The sequence below is a fragment of the Streptomyces flavofungini genome, assembly GCF_014650815.1.
Lineage (GTDB): Bacteria > Actinomycetota > Actinomycetes > Streptomycetales > Streptomycetaceae > Streptomyces > Streptomyces flavofungini.
Genome location: NZ_BMVR01000003.1, coordinates 307,549 through 323,134, shown reverse-complemented (window position 1 = coordinate 323,134; position 15,586 = coordinate 307,549). Strand labels below are relative to the sequence as shown.

Genomic DNA, 15,586 nt, shown 5'->3' with positions numbered 1-15,586 from the left:
CGTCCCGTACCCCCTCACCTGGACTTCTGTACCTATTAGTATGTACATTCACGGCATGAGCACTCCGGAGCGTCTGATCGAGTCCACGCGTGAGCTGCTGTGGGAGCGCGGCTACGTCGGCACCAGCCCCAAGGCGATCCAGCAGCACGCGGGCGCCGGGCAGGGCAGCATGTACCACCACTTCACGGGCAAGCCGGACCTGGCGCTCGCGGCGATCCGGCGTACCGCCGAGGAGATGCGCGCCACGGCGGAGGCGTCCCTCGCCGGTGCCGGATCGGCGTACGACCGCGTCGCCTCGTACCTCCTGCGCGAGCGGGACGTGCTGCGCGGCTGCCCCGTCGGGCGCCTGACCATGGACCCCGACGTGATCGCCAGCGACGAGCTGCGCGCGCCGGTCACCGAGACCCTGGAGTGGCTGCGCGGACGGCTCGCCGAGATCGTCCAAGAGGGCGTGGACCAGGGCGAGTTCAGCGCCTCACTCGACGCGGGCGACATCGCGTCGACGGTCGTCTCGACCGTGCAGGGCGGCTATGTGCTGGCCCGCGCGACGGGGTCGCCGGAGGCGTTCGACGCGGGGGTGCGGGGGCTGTTGGCGCTGCTCGCGCCCCGGGCCTAGGTGCCGCGAGCGACTACACGCGCAGGTGCCGGGAAGGGCCTCACGCCCCCTCTCTCCCGACTCAACTTCCCTGCCCACCCACTGAGTCAAGGACCCACTCGTGCACATCACCCGTACCCGCCCCGCCAGCAGGCAGGGCCTCGCCGAGAACTTCACCGGCACCGTCTGGCTCGACGAGATCGCGAGTCCCGAACCGCCCTCCCGGCTGCGGATGTTCAGCGTGCACTTCGCCCCGGGCGCCCACACGGCCTGGCACCGCCACCCGCACGGCCAGGTCCTGCACGTCACCGAGGGCGAGGGGTTCGTGCAGCGCGACGGCGGCTCCGTCGAGCCCATCCGGGCGGGCGACACCGTGTGGATCGAGCCGGGCGAACGCCACTGGCACGGCGCCGGGCCGCTCACCTTCATGACGCATCTCGCCGTCGTCGAGGCGGCGGACGACGGCACGACGGCCGTGTGGGAGGAACGCGTCCCCGACACGGAGTACCCGACGACCGCCTGACGCCCGGGCCACGCACACCCCGGCACTCCCCCTGGAGCACCCATGCATGCCAAGCAGTACGAGATCACCCTGCCCGCCGACTACGACATGGGCGTCATCCGCGAGCGGGTGGCGACCAAGGGCCATCTCCTCGACGCCTTCCCCGGGTTGGGCTTCAAGGCGTACCTGATGCGCGAACGCGGGGTCGACGGCTCACCCGTGAACCAGTACGCCCCGTTCTACCTCTGGCACACCGCCGAAGGCCTGGGTTCGTTCCTCTGGGGTCCCGGATTCCAGGGACTGTGCGACGACTTCGGACGGCCGGTGGTGCAGCACTGGATGGCGGTGGGGTACGAGGACGGGGGCGCCGCCGGTGACCGGCCCAGCACCGCCGTGCGGCACCGCAGGCCCGTTCCCGAGGGCACCCGCACCACCGACCTCACCGAGGAACTCCTCGCGGAGGCGCGGGTGTCGGCCGAGCAGGACGGGGCCGTCGGCGTCCTGGTCGCGGTCGACCCACGGCACTGGGAGGCGGTGACGTTCTCGCTGTGGGCCGAGGGGACTGCGGCGAAGGCGAGCGGTGAGGTGTTCCAGGTGCTGCACTGCTCCACGCCGGAGCTGGGGCAGGTCGGGCGGGGGCGGGCGTGGTGAGCGTGGAGGCTTCGGGGGCGGGCGCTTCGGCGGCGGAGGCGACGCGCGCGGGTACGTCGAGTGCGGGGGTCCCGGGCGTGGGCGCGGCCACCGTCCGGACGGTCCTCGGTGATGTCGACCCCGGTGACCTGGGGGTCTGCGACGCCCACGACCACCTCTTCCTGCGGAGCCCCAGACTCCCGGGCCAGGAGTTGGACTCCGTGGACGCCGCCGCGGCCGAGCTGGCCGCGTTCCGGGCCGAGGGCGGGCGGAGCATCGTCCAGTGGACCCCGCACGGCATGGGGCGACGCGCCGCCGACCTGCCCGGCCTCGCCCGCACGGCGGGCGTCCGGATCGTGGCGGCCACGGGGCTGCACCAAGCGGTGCACTACACACCCGAGTTGCTGGCGGAGCTGGGCGGCGGGGACCCCGACGCCCTCGCGGCGCTGTTCGTGCGCGAACTCACGCAGGGCATCGGCGACAGCGGTGTGCGGGCCGGCCTCATCAAGGTCGCGGGCGGCTTCCACGGACTGGACGCGCACACCCACTGGACGATGACAGCGGCCGCCGCGGCCCACCGGGCGACGGGCGCCCCGGTCGCCGTACACCTGGAGCTCGGCACCGGCGTGTTCGACGTACTCGACCTGCTGTGCGGCGAGTTGGAGGTGCCGCCGGACAGGGTGATCCTCGGGCACCTCAACCGCGCCCCCGACCTGGAAGTACACCGGGACGCGGCAGCGGCGGGCGCCTGGCTGGCCTTTGACGGGCCGTCACGCGCCCACCACGCCACCGACTGGCGGATGCCGGACGCGGTGCGCGCCCTGGCCGACGCCGGGCACGGCGACCAGCTCCTCCTCGGCGGCGACACGACGACGGCCGGAGCGCGTTCCGTGAACGGCGGTCCGGGGATGCCCCACCTGCTGCGCCGGGTGCGGCCACGCCTGGAGCGGGCCGTGGGCAAGGAGTTGACGGACCGGATCGTCACGGTGAACGCGGGGCGGGCGTTCGGGGTGGTGTGGCCGGGGCGAGACGGGGGTTGGGGCCGGGGTGAGACAGGGGCCGGGGCCGGAGCGAGACGCGGCTCGCGGCCGACGTAGGCGCGGCTCGCGGCGAGGGCGAGACAGGGGCGGCGTCCGGGATGGGACGGGAACACCTCCCGCACCCGCCCCGGACCCGCCACCTCCCCGCACCCCCGGCACCGCCGCAGACCCACCACGGCCCTAGGGCGTTTCTGATGGCTCTTGGTCGGCCGCCAGGGAGATCGTCGGCGCAACGGGAGCTGCCCCGCGAGGTGCTGCTCACCCCGGCGCCCACACCCGTGACAGCCATCTGACGGTTTCAAGAGCCGTCAGAAACGCCCTAGACCCCCCGCGCCTCCCCCGGACCGGGACCAACGCCCACCGCCCCCTCCCGATACGCGGCAACCGCCCGCTCCGTGTCCTCGTTCACCAGATCCGCGTTGATCTGCGCCGCCGCGAACGCCCCCGCCGCCGCGGCCCCGCCGACCTGCGCGGACAGGTCGGTGGCGTTGCCCGCGATCCACACCCCGGGGGCGTCCGTACGCCCCGTCGCGTCGGACGGCACGTACTCGCCCGCAGGATGCGGCACCGGCTCCACCCCGAGCGCCTTCAGGAAGCCGACGCGCGCCACCAACCGCGGCCCGACGGCCACCGCGTCCCGAGGCACCAGCCTGCCGTCGGCCATCCGTACGCCCACGAGACGGTCGTCGACGACCTCCATGGATGCCACCTCGCCGTCGACCACGCGGATGCCGCGGGCCGCCAACTGCTCGGCCTCCTCGTCGGTCAGCGGTTCCGCGGTGTGGGCGAAGTACGTGATGTCGGCGCTCCACTGCCGAAGCAGCAGCGTCCGGTGCATCGCCATCGGGCCGCCCGCGAGCACGCCGATGGCCTGGTCCCGGACCTCCCAGCCGTGGCAGTACGGGCAGTGCAGCACGTCCCGGCCCCACCGTTCGCGCACCCCCGGCACATCGGGCAGCTCGTCGACCAGACCGGTGGCGATCAGGACCCGGCGCGCCCGAACCGTCCGGCCGTCGGTGAGCCCGACCACGAAGCCGTCCCCGTCCCGGGTCACCTCGTCGACCTCGCCGGACACCACCTGCCCGCCGTACCCGCGCACCTCTGCCCGGCCGCGCTCCAGCAGTTCGGCGGGCGGCATCCCCTCGCGCCCGAACAGCCCGTGCACCGCGTCGGCCGGGGCGTTGCGCGGGTCTCCCGCGTCCAGGACCACCACCGACCGGCGCGCCCGGGCCAGCATCAGCGCGCCGTTCAGACCCGCGGCGCCACCGCCGATCACCACTACCTCGTACTCGTCAAGCAACTGATCGTTCTGATCATTCATGGCTGGACACCTCCACTACGACCATGCGTCACCGTTTCCGTCGAGGCAAATACAGTTGCTGGCTTGGCAAATTCGAACCTCGTATTGCATCAAGCGTTCCAAAACGGCTACGGTACCGACATGGCCCGACCACGGACGTTCGACGAGGACCGGGCCCTGGACGCGGCGATGCGCGCCTTCTGGGCGAACGGCTACGAGGCCACTTCGACCCAGGACCTGTGCGAAGCCACCGGACTGGGCCGCAGCAGCATCTACAACACCTTCACCAGCAAGCACGACCTGTTCCGGCGGGCCCTGACCCGCTACATCGACCTGATGAGCGTGCCGCAGGCGGAGATCCTGGACGACACGGCCCGCTCCGGCATGGAGCGGATCCAGGCCCTCTTCACCCGCATCGTCGACAGCGAGTACGAGTACCGCGCGGCCGACGAGACCAGCATCGGCTGCCTCACCGTCAACACCGTCGTGGAGCTGGCGCGGCGCGACCCGGAGGCGGCGGCGCTCGTCCAGCGCGACCTCGACCTCCGGCTCGGCCTGCTGCGCGGCGCGCTCGAGGCCGGGCGGCACGACGGCACGATCACCACCAGGCGGGACGCCGACTCGCTCGCCAGGTTCGTCAACGCCACCATCGGCGGCATGCGCGTCTCGGCGCAGGCGGGCGCGGGCCGCGCGGCCCTGGAGGCGATCGCCGACACCGCGATGGACGCCCTGCGCCCCTGACTCCCGCCCCGCCCGCACAGCTCCCCGCGCGGCGCCGGTGCGACACGTCGCACGCGCGCCTGCCCGGGGACACCCCTGTCCAAATTTTGTACTGATCTATCCAATACTCCACCCCGCCTCCCCGTACCTCCCCGCACCCCTCCCCGAAGGAGCAGCACCCATGCCCCGCGCCGTATACGTCCTGGCCCTAGGCATCTTCGCCATGGTGACCAGCGAGTTCGTCGTCGCCGGACTCATGCCTCAGATGGCGGACGGGCTCGACGCCACGATTCCGGAGATCGGCTATCTGATCACCGCCTTCGCCATGGCGATGGCCTTCGGCGGGCCGTTCCTGACGGCCGCTCTGCTGAAACTCCCGCAGAAGCGGGCCCTGCTGGTGCTGTTCGGCATCTTCCTCGGCGGCAACGTGCTCGCCGCGCTCGCGCCGGACTACTGGACCATGCTCGTGGCGCGCGTCATCACCGGCATCGCCTCACAGGCCTTCTTCGGCGTGGGCCTCTCGATGGCCACCCGGCTGGCCCGCCCCGAGATACGCGGCCGCGCCATCGCCGTGGCCCTCAACGGCCTCATGCTGGGCACGCTCCTCGGACTGCCGCTCGCCACCGTCGTCGGTGAACACCTGGGCTGGCGCGCGGCGTTCTGGGCCATCACCGTCCTGACGGCGCTCGCCGCCGTGGCCACTTTCGTCGGCGTACCGCGCGTCGAGCGCGCCGCGGACCAGGCGGGGTCGGTGCGCGCGGAAGTCGGCGCCCTGAAGAGCCCTCGGCTGTGGCTCACCTTCACCACCAGCACCTTCGTGATCGGCGCGACGTTCGCGGCGTTCAGCTACCTCAACCCGATCCTCACCGAGGTCACGGGCTTCGCCACCGGCACGGTGCCGCTGCTGCTCGTCGCGTACGGCGCGGCCACCCTCATCGGCAACACGATCGTCGGCCGCCTCGCCGACCGCCACGCGCTGCCCGTCCTGGTCACCGGCCTGGCCCTGAACCTCGGCTTCCTGATCGGCTTCGCGCTCCTCGCGGACCTGCCCGTCGGCGCCGTGGTGATGATGCTCGGCATCGGCCTGGTCGGCGTCACCATGAATCCGGCGATGGCGACCCGGGTGCAGCGCGTGGGCAACACCGGCGCCCTGGTCACCAGCGTCCACTCGTCGTTCATCACGGGCGGCATCATCATCGCCACGTCCATCGGCGGACCGGCCATCGACGCCTACGGGCTGCGGGCGCCGCTGTGGATCGGCGCCGGGCTCGCGGTCCTCGGGCTGCTGTCCCTCGTACCGGACTTCAGGCGGCGCGCGGCGCACGCCCCGGCCCCCGCCGACACCCGCACTCCCGCACGGGAGCCCGTCGAGGTCGGCTAGCCCAGCGCTCCCAGGGGGTCGTCGAGCACCGGCTGCCAGGCCAGCTCGGCGGCCCCCACCAGGCTGTTGTGGTCGAGGGTGCAGGCCAGGATGGGGACGCCGCCGCTGCGGCCCCACAGGCTGCGGTCGGCGACGACGGCGCGCAGCCGCTCCGGGTCGGCCTCCAGGAGGGCGCGGTGCAGCCCGCCGAGGATGATCCGGTCCGGGTTGAGGATGTTCACCAGGCCCGCGAGGCCGAGGCCCAGCCGGTCGATGAGGGCCTCGACGGCCGTGCGCACCGCCGGGTCGGCGCGCTCCTCGGCGACAAGTCTGCGGGCCTGTACGAGCAGGCCCTCGGGGCTGGGTTCGACACCCACCGCCGCCAGCAGCGCCATCGGGTCCGTCTCCACGTCCAGGCAGCCGCGGCTGCCGCAGTAGCAGGGGCGGCCCTCCGGGTGCACGGTGAGGTGGCCGACTTCCAGGGCGAGGCCCGAACTGCCCGTGTGCAGCCGCCCGTCGAGGACGAGGGCACCGCCCACGCCGCGGTGCCCGGTCGCCACGCACAGCAGGTCGCGCGCGCCGCGCCCCGCGCCGTGCCGGTGCTCGGCGAGCGCCGCCAGGTTCACGTCGTTGCCGGTGAACGCCGGGCCCTCGATGCCCGCGTCCCGTACGCAGTTCGCGAAGATCTCGCGGACCTGCGCGCCCGCGGGCCAGGCCAGGTGCAGCGGATTGAGGGCGGTGCCCTCGGGCTCGGCGACGGCGGAGGGCACCGCGAGGCCCGCGCCCACGCACCGCCTGCCCGTCTCGCGCAGCAGCTGCGCGCCCGCCTCGATGACGGAGCCGAGCACCTGCGCCGGGTCGGCGTCGATGGTCTCGCAGCCGGGCGCGGTGGCGACGATCCGGCCGCCGAGGCCGACCAGCGCGGCCCGGAAGCCGTCGGCGTGCACCTGCGCCGCGAGCGCGACCGGACCGGCCCCGGCGACGGAGAGCCGGTGCGAGGGCCGCCCCTGGGAGCCCGCGGCGGCACTCGGCTTGGCGTCGACGCTGATCAGGCCGAGCGCCTCCAGCTCCGCGGCGACCGCGCCCGCCGTGGCGCGGGTGACGCCCAGCTCGGCGGTGAGGACGGCACGGGTGGGGGCGCGCCCGGTGTGGACGAGTTCGAGGGCGGGGCCGAGCGCGGTTCGACCGCGCTCCAGACGCGTACGCGTGGACAGATGTGCCTCACCCCGGGTGGCAGCCTTCCCGTTCATGAGGGCGAGTCTCCCATGATCCGTACGCCGTCTCGCCGTTCAGCCGTCATCCCGTCTTCCCATCCTGTCTCCCCGTGCCCCGCGCACACCGCGAGGAAACCGTCTTGTCCACAGCCCGGCTTCCCCTCTACTCTGACTTTGTGCCGCTACTAAACAAACTAACGCCAGGGCCCTCCGGAGCCACATCCCGGGGTTCACCCGGCTCCCTGTCGCCCCCGCCGTCTTCTTCGCCCTCGACGGCTTCATCTTCGCCGGGTGGGTGGTGCGCCCCGAGGATCAAGGAGCAGACCGGGGCGTCGGCGAGCGACCTCGGGCTCGCGCTGCTCGGGGTCTCGGCCGGTGCCGTGGCCACGACGACGCCGAGCGGACGTCTGCCGCCACCCACGCGCTCGGCGTCGGCGCTCGGCCTGGTGCTGCTGGGCTTCGGGGCCGCGTACGGCGGAATGAACAAGCCCCAAGCACTACGACTTCCCCAAGTCGCCCACTGACCCGACCGAGGTCGTGAACCCCTGCGCTACGGAATCGGAGCCGAGCCCGCTTCTCCCTCAAGGATCCCGCGCAGCTGAATGCCGGTGAAGGGCGTCTGCCCCGCCCTCCTCCCCCGTTGCCGTGCTCCCCGCGTGAACGGGGCACCCACGCACCCACCCAGGAGAGACCTGCCCATGCGCTCCGCAACGTCCTCGCCCGCGCCACCGCACAGCGGTATGCGGGGCAACAACCTCACCCGGCTCCGCGTCGTCCTGACAGTCTTCTTCGCCCTCGACGGCTTCGTCTTCGCCGGATGGGTCGTCCGCATCCCCGCGATCAAGGAACAGGCCGGCGCCTCGTCCAGCGCCCTCGGACTGGCCCTGCTCGGCGTCTCCGTAGGCGCCGTGATCACGATGATGCTCACCGGACGGCTGTGCCGCCTCTACGGCAGCCACCCGGTGACGGTCGTCTGCGGTGTCCTGCTGTCGCTGAGCGTGTCGCTGCCGCCGCTGACCCACTCTGCGGCAGCACTCGGTGCGGTGCTGCTGATCTTTGGAGCTGCCTACGGGGGGATAAACGTCGCTTTCAACAGCGCCGCCGTAGACCTCGTGGCTGCCCTGAACCGACCGATCATGCCCAGCTTCCACGCGGCCTTCAGCCTCGGCGGAATGATCGGCGCGGGGCTGGGCGCACTCATCGCGGGCTCCGTGTCCCCCACCCACCACCTGCTCGGCCTCACCGTGATCGGCCTGATCGTCACCGCCGTCGCGGGACGCGCGCTGCTGCGCCTGCAGCCTCCGGTGCCTCCGAGCGAACGGCGCCCCAAAGACAGCACTTCGCAGCGCCTCACGCCCCGAACCCGCGGACTCGTCATCGTCTTCGGCCTGATCGCTCTCTGCACCGCGTACGGCGAGGGGGCACTCGCCGACTGGGGCGCGCTCCACCTCGAACAGGACCTCAACACCGCCCCGGGCGTGGCAGCCGCCGGATACTCGTGCTTCGCGCTCGCCATGACGCTCGGCCGCGCCACCGGCACGACACTCCTCGAACGGCTCGGCCGGACCCGAACCCTGGTCGCGGGCGGCGCGACCGCCGCCGTCGGCATGCTCCTCGGCGCGCTCGCCCCCTCCGTGTGGGCGGCGCTCCTCGGCTTCGCCATCACCGGCATCGGGCTCGCCAACATCTTCCCGGTCGCCGTCGAACGCGCCGGCGCCCTGGCCGGAGCCAGCGGCGTGGCCATCGCCTCCACCTTCGGCTACACCGGCATGCTCCTCGGACCGCCTGCGATCGGGTTCATGGCGGACTGGTTCACATTGCCCACGGCGCTCACCAGCGTGGCCCTGCTGGCCGGGGTGGCTGCCGTCATCGGCTTCACCACTCGCCGGGTCGTCACGTGATCTCGGCGCGTGACGACACATCGAGCAGGACCGTGCTCGTACGGTGCGTTGTGTCCCGCCCGGCACGCGGCACAGCAGGAACGGCACACGATCGGCGTGACCATCACCAGGCCACGACGAGGACCGACGACACGAAGCTTCGCCGCCTGGTGTTCCCTCCCTTCATCGTCCCGCTTCGCTCCCCGGCTGCCGGATGGGCCGCTCGCGCCGCATCCAGGGACACTCAGCCCCCTCATTCGGCCGGGGTACCCCGCCACGCTGGAGCCACCGGCTCGAACCGCAGCCGACCGGCCAGGACGCGGACCGGGACAGGGGGTGGCAGCCATGACCGCCGACCGGAACTCCTCGCCTCACGACTGTGCGGTCCGTCACTTGGTGCGCGCCGCCGTACTGGCGCCTTCGCTGCACAACTCCCAGCCCTGGCTGTTCGCCTGCTCGGACAGCGCGGTGCTGCTGTACGCCGACTACCGGCGGCGGCTGCAGTTCTGCGACCCTTACGGGCGGCAACTGTTGATCAGCTGTGGCGCGGCCCTGTTCAACCTGCGCCTCGCCATGCGGCATCTGGGCTTCCATCCGGTGGTCCGTCTCTTCCCTGACGTGGAAGCGCCTTGGCTCCTGGCGCGCGTGGAGTGGGGCGCGTACGCAGGCGTGACGCCCGAAGTGGAACTGATGCGCCAGGCGATGCGGCACCGGCACTCGCACCGCGGTCCGTTCCGAACAGCCAACGTGCCCGCGCCGCTGATCGAGGCCCTCGCGCGGCACGCACGGGCCGAGGGCGCCGAGTTGTACCCCTTGGACGACACGGTGGTGCGGCGGCGGCTCGGCCGACTGGTCCACGAAGCCGAGACACGGGAGCGCCGCATCCCCGGCTTCGGCCAGGAACTGGCCCACTGGGCACGGCCGTACGGAGACAGCCGCGTCGACGGCGTGCCCGCCGAAGCCTGCGCGTTCCACCCGGACTGCGTCGCCCTGGCCGGACGCGACTTCGCCGGCCTCACCCGGCGCCGGGCCACGGCCCGGCCGCATGAGACGTGGCCCGCACGGACCGGGCTCATGGTCCTGCTCACCACGCCCCGCGACACCCGTCAGGACTGGCTGCGCGCGGGTCAGGCCCTGCAACGCGTGCTTCTGTACGCCGCGGGGCACGAGTACGCGGCCGGATTCCACACCCAGCCCTTGGAGTTCGCGGACCTGCGGGCCCTGGTGCGCACCCTGGCTCCTTCACGGCAGCACCCCCAGTTGGTTCTGCGTCTCGGCCGGACCAACTGGCAGGTGCGGGCACCCCGGCGATCCCTCACCGAGGTGCTGCCCCACGACGATGTGACACCGCTTCCTGAGGATTGACCCACAAACTCCTCCCGGGGGCCGATCAGGTCCTTTGGCGGACCCTTCGCTGGGCGTTGACTTGCTATGAGAGGCCGAGCAGGCCCTCGTACGACACGGCAGGTCGAAGCTCGCGCCGCGGCGCGCGGCACCCGCTCCGGCCCGCGCGGACGGTTCACCGTCCGACGTCGTACGCCTGACCGTCGCGTCATGCGCACGGAGGGAGAGTCATGTCCCTTTTGATCATCGCCCTGCTCCTGTTCCTGATCGTCCTGGGCTTCAAAGCACCCGTGCTCTGGCTGTTCGCCGCGGCACTCGTCTACCTGCTGGTCCGGGGCCGCGATCACGGCTCCAGCAAGGCCGATACCGACAGCAGGGACTTCGGCAGCGACGAAAGAGGCCCTGGCCGAGCCCCCAAGACGTATCGCGAGTACAGCGACCGCCGTAGGCGCAGGGAACGCTGGGACCGCAGGTACCGCCGCAAGCACCCGTCGTCGACGTCGGGCGGCCGGTAGCACCGAGGGGGGGACGAATCCTCTCGCTACCCCGGGAACGCCAGGCGTACCGGAGAGGTGAGCGGGCCCGACCGCCAACGCGGCGAAGGCGGCCCCGTAGGCGGTCAAGTCGCTTATACGCGGCTGAAATGGGCACATCATGAGAACCACCCTTTGCGAGGGGCACCGGCCCCCCGAGAGAAGAGACTTCTCAGGCCTCCCTCCGCTTGCTTGGCGTTCCGTGTCCGTGGCGCTGCCCCAAGCTCGCCACAATCCTGTCGCCCGAGTCCCCGGTGGCTCTCCTCCACATCTGCTTCGCCTGCACCACTCAGGGACAGGCCGACACGTACCGAGGTGAAGCACCGTGACACCCGGGATCCCACCTTCCACCCGACACGTACGCACGTACCGCATTCAAGGACACACGGTCCTGGAGTTCCACGGCGAGATCGACATCGCCGCCGCCTCAGAGATCGCTCCCCATCTGGACCGCGTCACCGGAGCGCGCGAGGCCCTGATCGTCATCGACCTGACCCCGACCACCTTCATCGACTGCTCCGGTCTGCGTCTGCTGTGCCGTGCCAGAAGGCGTCTCATGGGGAAGCGCGGACAGCTCCTGCTGGTCTGCCCGCATCCGCGCACGCTGGCTCTCCTGCGCATCGTCCGGCTCTGCGACGTCTTCAGCCCCTACCCCACCGTGCGCGCCGCCCTCGCCGACGCCGCCCCGGCGGAGCGGCGCGCGAAGAAGAGGCCCAAGTGGGCGGAGGGCCGGCTGGCCTGTCGTCGGAGCAGAGCCCGCGCACCGTCGTGACGCAGGCGGTGGAGCCACGCGGCCCACCCGTGTCAGCCACCACTTCGGCGGTGCGATCGGCGCCGATACGAATCGTCGACGTCGAACGCGTTCCACGCCCCAGTGATCGCTCTCATGGCCCACGGACGAGCCGGCGCGGCCCCAGTCAACCGCGGTCTCACGGCACGGCGGTCACGTGTCGGCCTTGATGCCGGAGATCAACCTGGTGGCCAGGTCGGACTGGACCAACAGGCGGGTGTGGTGGACGTGGTTCCCGGAGTCCTGCCAGGTAAGGGTCACCCGGGTCCAGCAGTGCCCCATAGCGCTGTCGTTGTAGACGACTTTCCAGGCGGTCGGGACGCTCTTGACCCGCAGCACACCGTCCTTGTGGTGCGCGGACTCCCAGCGGACCAGGCTCTGCCGCAGCCCCGCGGTCAGGTAGTGGCTGCGCAGGGCATGGGCCAGCCGCCCCTTGCCGGTGTCGAACAAGACGTCTATGTACGCACCGTAGAAATCGGCGACCCGGTCGACGGTGGACGTCGGAGCGCCGCTGCGGGCGGGAACGGCGGCCGGGGCGTCGGTGCGCCCGGAAGACTCCGGGTGCGCCACGCCGCTCGTCGCGGTCACGGCCACGAGTGCTCCGGTGGCCAGCGCCACACCACTGAGCGTGACGCGACGGCGAGTGCCGGACTTGGCCATGTCACTCTCCTTCCTCCCTCTCGAAGGTGGCACAGACGCGTGCCTCACCTCCCACTACAGCGCAGCGAGGCCACTCGCGGCGCGGGCCGACCGGCCTGTTCTGCGGGTCGTTCGGCGTCCGCCGCCATCGTGCCCGAAAGCGGCTCTTGCCCTGCCCTGGGAAAGGAGTTGAGTGGGAGGGAAGGAGCACGTTCGTTCCCATCATGGGAGAGTTCATGACGAACCGGATCGACCAGCCACGCAAGCTCGACCTGGTGGCCAACCCGATCCACGTGGGCGGTGTCGGCACAGGCCACGAAGCCACACTGCAGTACCGCGTGGGTGACGGTCACGCCGAGGTGACAGGCCACTTCACGGTCGGCGGCGGCACCGGCGAGCACGGGCAGTTCCATGTCCAGGTCGACGTGCGCAAGGCCTCGTTCAAGGCCGACCAACTGCTCGTCCAGGTCTTCGAGAAGAGCCCCAAGGACGGCAAGGAAATCAACGTCGTGACCGTGCCCGTGCTCTACGGGCCACGTATCGTGCCGGGCTACTACGGCTACCGCGAGCACAAGGTGGTCAAGGGCGACACCCTTTCGGGCCTGGCCAAGACGTACTACGGGGACGCCGCTCTCTACCAGCGCATCATGCGTGCCAACCCGGACCAGATCACCGACCCCGACAAGATCATGCCGGGGCAGCTCCTCCGCATCCCGATCGGCACCTGAACCGTGCCTCAGCCGCCGCTGTCACAGCGGCGGCGGCTGAACCGGTTCCACGAACGACTCTCCGCTCGCCCCTGCCGCCAGCCCCACCGCGTCCGTCATCGGGCGAAGCGGCACCGGAGGGCCGGACGTGTTGCGCGGATCGGAGATCGGCCACGAGCTCATGGCGGCGAGCGGCAGGCGGGATCAGCGCCCCGCTCACGCACGATGTGACGGTCGTCCTGGACGAGGGCGCCTTCTATGCCGGCATGGGGAACGGGCTCTCGCCGACGAACGCGTCACCGTCTGGTGCACCGAGCCCACCGTGCTGCGCATGCTCATGCGGGCACACCACGTGCGGGGCCCTACGGGCCGTCCACGGGCCCACGACCTGTCCGCGCTGCGCTCACCTCCTGGACGCCGGCAACTGGGCGCCTCCGCCCCCCCGGTCCCGGACTGCCTGAACACCCATCAGCGCCGCAAAGAAGCAACTCACCGCAGCTCAGAACCGGCTGACCGGCCAGCAACTGCCGTGCCATGCACGGAAACTCAAGCCGGGCGAGGCGACGTGGTTCCGCCCCAGATGCGGACTCAACTCCGCACCCCGTCACCTCAGATATTGATGATCTCCAAGTCTGCTGGCCCCGTCTGGCCATCCACGCCTGGTTCTGTACAGAGATGGCCTGCTCACATTCGGCGGGGAGATCTGATCCTGACAGCGGACGGCTGTCTACGGCAGTGCGTCGCTCCAGAAGGCGTCGGAGCTCACTGGCGGTTCGGCTGTACTCGATCCACAAGAACTCGTACCGTGGCGCAGCGGTGTACGCGGCCCCGGCTCCACCCGCGGTGGTGAGCACTGCGACCCAGGCACCCACGCCCGGATATGCCGTGGTCATCGCGGCCAGCGCCGCGGCGACAAGGATCAGGAGTCGGCGGTTGCGGCGTTCATCGGCGCCGCGACGGGTCGCACGCAGCCGTCGGAGGGGCAGCCAGCGGAGGAACAGGCGTCGGCGTCTTCGGCGACCTGACGACGGGCATGAGGGCTGCGGGACTCTGCGATGCGCGCCCCCAGCGCACGCCCGGGGGCCGCTACCGCTGGAGCCCGCCCCGTCCTGCACAATCCCCGCATGAAGATTGCCGAGCACATAGAAGTCCTGGACCGCGAAGGCACGTTGCTCGCCGACGCGGCGGCGGACGCGGGCCTCGACGCACCCGTGCCGACCTGCCCCGACTGGCAGGTGCGCGACCTGCTGCGGCACACCGGCACGGTGCACCGCTGGGCCGCCCGGTTCGTCGCGGAGGAACTGCCCGAGTTCCAGCCCTGGCAGGAGCGGCACGATCTGGACGGCACCGCCCTCCTCGACTGGTTCCGCGAGGGCCACGCCAAGCTGGTCGCCACGACGCGCGACGCGCCCACCGACATACAGTGCTGGACCTTCCTGCCCGCGCCGTCGCCGCTCGCGTTCTGGGCGCGGCGGCAGGCCAACGAGACCGCCGTCCACCGGATCGACGCCGAGTCCGCGCGCGGCGGCGCGCTGTCGGCGCTGGACCCGCGGTTCGCGGCGGACGGGATCGACGAGTTGCTGCGCGGGTTCCACGCGCGCGAGAAGAGCCAGGTGCGGACGGCCGAGCCCCGGGTTCTCCGGGTGCGGGCCACCGACACGGAGGGGACGTGGACGGTACGTCTGTCCGCCGACGTCGCCGTCACCGAGCCCGGTGACACGGGGCCCGCCGACTGCGAGGTGTCGGGCGGGGCCGCGGACCTCTATCTGGCGCTGTGGAACCGGGGGGCGTTCCCGGAGGTGTCGGGGGACGCGGAGCTGGCCGCGCTGTGGAGCGAGAAGTCCAGCGTCTGAGCCGTCGAACGTGCTGGCTGTCGGGCGCCTGAGAAGTCAGGCGCCCGCGCCGGGCAGCATCCGCGCGAGGACCGCCCGCTGCACCGGCCGCGCCTCGGCGTGCACCGTGCGGCCCTTGTCGGTCAGGCAGACCCGCACCCCGCGGCGGTCCTCGTTGCACATGCCGCGCTCGACCAGGCCGTCCTTCTCCAGACGGCCGATCAGACGCGAGAGGGCACTCTGGCTGAGGTGCACGTGGCCGGCGATCTCCTGGACGCGGAAGGCGCAGTCGCCGTCCTCCGCGAGGCCCGTGGCGAGCACGTCGAGCACCTCGAAGTCGCTCGCGCCCAGGCCGTGCGGATGCAGCTCCCGGTCCAGCTCGCACTGGGTGCTCGCATGCACCGCGAGGATGTCCCGCCACTGCTTCACGAGCCCTTGTTCGGCGTCAGTCGCCGCGGGCTCGGCCTTGGTCGCCGCCATGTACGCACGGTAGCGCAATC

Annotated in this window: 17 protein-coding genes and 1 pseudogene; 13 read left to right on the top strand and 5 right to left on the bottom strand. The window is 71.8% G+C overall.

Annotated elements, in window-relative coordinates:
* Nucleotides 1–40 precede the first annotated feature (40 nt).
* The 4 genes from IE274_RS08695 to IE274_RS08680 all read left to right on the top strand — a co-directional run bounded on the left by IE274_RS08695 (nucleotide 41) and on the right by IE274_RS08680 (nucleotide 2,824).
* Nucleotides 41–616, top strand: coding sequence for a TetR/AcrR family transcriptional regulator (locus IE274_RS08695; RefSeq protein ID WP_190115033.1), 576 nt, complete (start codon nucleotides 41–43; stop codon nucleotides 614–616).
* Between the two features lie 100 nt (nucleotides 617–716).
* Nucleotides 717–1,118, top strand: coding sequence for a (R)-mandelonitrile lyase (locus tag IE274_RS08690; RefSeq protein ID WP_190115032.1), 402 nt, complete (start codon nucleotides 717–719; stop codon nucleotides 1,116–1,118).
* Nucleotides 1,119–1,160: 42 nt separating this feature from the next.
* On the top strand, nucleotides 1,161–1,748 hold the full coding sequence (locus IE274_RS08685) for a DUF4865 family protein (protein ID WP_190115031.1): 588 nt from the start codon (nucleotides 1,161–1,163) through the stop codon (nucleotides 1,746–1,748).
* A 77-nt stretch (nucleotides 1,749–1,825) separates the two neighbouring features.
* On the top strand, nucleotides 1,826–2,824 hold the full coding sequence (locus IE274_RS08680) for a phosphotriesterase family protein (RefSeq protein WP_190115350.1): 999 nt from the start codon (nucleotides 1,826–1,828) through the stop codon (nucleotides 2,822–2,824).
* Nucleotides 2,825–3,086: 262 nt separating this feature from the next.
* On the opposite strand, the gene IE274_RS08675 is transcribed toward IE274_RS08680, so the two are convergent.
* Nucleotides 3,087–4,088: an NAD(P)/FAD-dependent oxidoreductase gene (locus IE274_RS08675; protein WP_190115030.1), complete on the bottom strand. Its 1,002-nt coding sequence runs from the start codon at nucleotides 4,086–4,088 to the stop codon at nucleotides 3,087–3,089.
* A 120-nt stretch (nucleotides 4,089–4,208) separates the two neighbouring features.
* Here IE274_RS08675 and IE274_RS08670 point away from each other — a divergent pair, with 120 nt between their 5' ends.
* Nucleotides 4,209–4,808 (top strand): TetR/AcrR family transcriptional regulator, encoded by a 600-nt coding sequence (locus IE274_RS08670; RefSeq protein WP_190115029.1) that lies wholly within the window; start codon nucleotides 4,209–4,211, stop codon nucleotides 4,806–4,808.
* Nucleotides 4,809–4,968: 160 nt separating this feature from the next.
* On the top strand, nucleotides 4,969–6,168 hold the full coding sequence (locus IE274_RS08665; protein ID WP_190115028.1) for an MFS transporter: 1,200 nt from the start codon (nucleotides 4,969–4,971) through the stop codon (nucleotides 6,166–6,168).
* Here IE274_RS08665 and IE274_RS08660 read toward each other — a convergent pair.
* Nucleotides 6,165–7,397, bottom strand: coding sequence for an ROK family protein (locus IE274_RS08660; protein ID WP_190115027.1), 1,233 nt, complete (start codon nucleotides 7,395–7,397; stop codon nucleotides 6,165–6,167). The two genes, IE274_RS08665 and IE274_RS08660, sit on opposite strands and share 4 nt — an antisense overlap.
* 140 nt (nucleotides 7,398–7,537) lie before the next feature.
* Here IE274_RS08660 and IE274_RS08655 point away from each other — a divergent pair.
* The 5 genes and pseudogenes from IE274_RS08655 to IE274_RS08635 form a co-directional block, all read left to right on the top strand.
* Nucleotides 7,538–7,846 (top strand): annotated as a pseudogene (locus IE274_RS08655) (MFS transporter); the annotation flags it as partial.
* 255 nt (nucleotides 7,847–8,101) lie between these two features.
* Nucleotides 8,102–9,262, top strand: coding sequence for an MFS transporter (locus IE274_RS08650; protein ID WP_190115349.1), 1,161 nt, complete (start codon nucleotides 8,102–8,104; stop codon nucleotides 9,260–9,262).
* 324 nt (nucleotides 9,263–9,586) lie between these two features.
* Complete coding sequence (locus IE274_RS08645; protein WP_190115026.1) at nucleotides 9,587–10,606, top strand: Acg family FMN-binding oxidoreductase; 1,020 nt, start codon at nucleotides 9,587–9,589, stop codon at nucleotides 10,604–10,606.
* Between the two features lie 209 nt (nucleotides 10,607–10,815).
* Nucleotides 10,816–11,100 carry a hypothetical protein gene (locus tag IE274_RS08640; protein WP_190115025.1) on the top strand — a complete coding sequence of 95 codons (285 nt, stop codon included), beginning with the start codon at nucleotides 10,816–10,818 and terminating at the stop codon, nucleotides 11,098–11,100.
* A 343-nt stretch (nucleotides 11,101–11,443) separates the two neighbouring features.
* A complete protein-coding gene (locus IE274_RS08635; RefSeq protein WP_190115024.1) occupies nucleotides 11,444–11,890 on the top strand; it encodes an anti-sigma factor antagonist in 447 nt (148 codons plus the stop codon).
* 171 nt (nucleotides 11,891–12,061) lie between these two features.
* On the opposite strand, the gene IE274_RS08630 is transcribed toward IE274_RS08635, so the two are convergent.
* Nucleotides 12,062–12,568: a hypothetical protein gene (locus IE274_RS08630; protein ID WP_229909381.1), complete on the bottom strand. Its 507-nt coding sequence runs from the start codon at nucleotides 12,566–12,568 to the stop codon at nucleotides 12,062–12,064.
* A gap of 215 nt (nucleotides 12,569–12,783) precedes the next feature.
* Between IE274_RS08630 and IE274_RS08625 the strand changes: the two genes are divergently transcribed.
* Nucleotides 12,784–13,275, top strand: a complete 492-nt coding sequence (locus IE274_RS08625; RefSeq protein WP_190115023.1) for a Gmad2 immunoglobulin-like domain-containing protein — start codon at nucleotides 12,784–12,786, stop codon at nucleotides 13,273–13,275.
* Between the two features lie 341 nt (nucleotides 13,276–13,616).
* On the opposite strand, the gene IE274_RS40335 is transcribed toward IE274_RS08625, so the two are convergent.
* Nucleotides 13,617–14,369, bottom strand: coding sequence for an SLATT domain-containing protein (locus tag IE274_RS40335; protein ID WP_373305726.1), 753 nt, complete (start codon nucleotides 14,367–14,369; stop codon nucleotides 13,617–13,619).
* Between the two features lie 9 nt (nucleotides 14,370–14,378).
* Here IE274_RS40335 and IE274_RS08615 point away from each other — a divergent pair, with 9 nt between their 5' ends.
* A complete protein-coding gene (locus tag IE274_RS08615) occupies nucleotides 14,379–15,107 on the top strand; it encodes a maleylpyruvate isomerase family mycothiol-dependent enzyme (RefSeq protein ID WP_190115021.1) in 729 nt (242 codons plus the stop codon).
* A gap of 36 nt (nucleotides 15,108–15,143) precedes the next feature.
* Here IE274_RS08615 and IE274_RS08610 read toward each other — a convergent pair whose 3' ends face one another.
* The gene (locus tag IE274_RS08610; RefSeq protein WP_190115020.1) at nucleotides 15,144–15,566 is read right to left on the bottom strand and encodes a MarR family winged helix-turn-helix transcriptional regulator; all 423 of its coding nucleotides are present in this window, start codon (nucleotides 15,564–15,566) and stop codon (nucleotides 15,144–15,146) included.
* Between the last annotated feature and the right edge of the window lie 20 nt (nucleotides 15,567–15,586).

What these genes read in the sequence shown, in the direction of transcription:
- IE274_RS08695 (WP_190115033.1), top strand. Translation starts at nt 41, where the DNA reads ATGTACATTCACGGCATGAGCACTCCGGAGCGTCTGATCGAGTCCACG.
- IE274_RS08685 (WP_190115031.1), top strand. Translation starts at nt 1,161, where the DNA reads ATGCATGCCAAGCAGTACGAGATCACCCTGCCCGCCGACTACGACATG.
- IE274_RS08675 (WP_190115030.1), bottom strand. Translation starts at nt 4,088, where the DNA reads ATGAATGATCAGAACGATCAGTTGCTTGACGAGTACGAGGTAGTGGTG.
- IE274_RS08670 (WP_190115029.1), top strand. Translation starts at nt 4,209, where the DNA reads ATGGCCCGACCACGGACGTTCGACGAGGACCGGGCCCTGGACGCGGCG.
- IE274_RS08665 (WP_190115028.1), top strand. Translation starts at nt 4,969, where the DNA reads ATGCCCCGCGCCGTATACGTCCTGGCCCTAGGCATCTTCGCCATGGTG.
- IE274_RS08660 (WP_190115027.1), bottom strand. Translation starts at nt 7,397, where the DNA reads ATGAACGGGAAGGCTGCCACCCGGGGTGAGGCACATCTGTCCACGCGT.
- IE274_RS08650 (WP_190115349.1), top strand. Translation starts at nt 8,102, where the DNA reads ATGCGGGGCAACAACCTCACCCGGCTCCGCGTCGTCCTGACAGTCTTC.
- IE274_RS08645 (WP_190115026.1), top strand. Translation starts at nt 9,587, where the DNA reads ATGACCGCCGACCGGAACTCCTCGCCTCACGACTGTGCGGTCCGTCAC.
- IE274_RS08640 (WP_190115025.1), top strand. Translation starts at nt 10,816, where the DNA reads ATGTCCCTTTTGATCATCGCCCTGCTCCTGTTCCTGATCGTCCTGGGC.
- IE274_RS08630 (WP_229909381.1), bottom strand. Translation starts at nt 12,568, where the DNA reads ATGGCCAAGTCCGGCACTCGCCGTCGCGTCACGCTCAGTGGTGTGGCG.
- IE274_RS08625 (WP_190115023.1), top strand. Translation starts at nt 12,784, where the DNA reads ATGACGAACCGGATCGACCAGCCACGCAAGCTCGACCTGGTGGCCAAC.
- IE274_RS08615 (WP_190115021.1), top strand. Translation starts at nt 14,379, where the DNA reads ATGAAGATTGCCGAGCACATAGAAGTCCTGGACCGCGAAGGCACGTTG.
- IE274_RS08610 (WP_190115020.1), bottom strand. Translation starts at nt 15,566, where the DNA reads ATGGCGGCGACCAAGGCCGAGCCCGCGGCGACTGACGCCGAACAAGGG.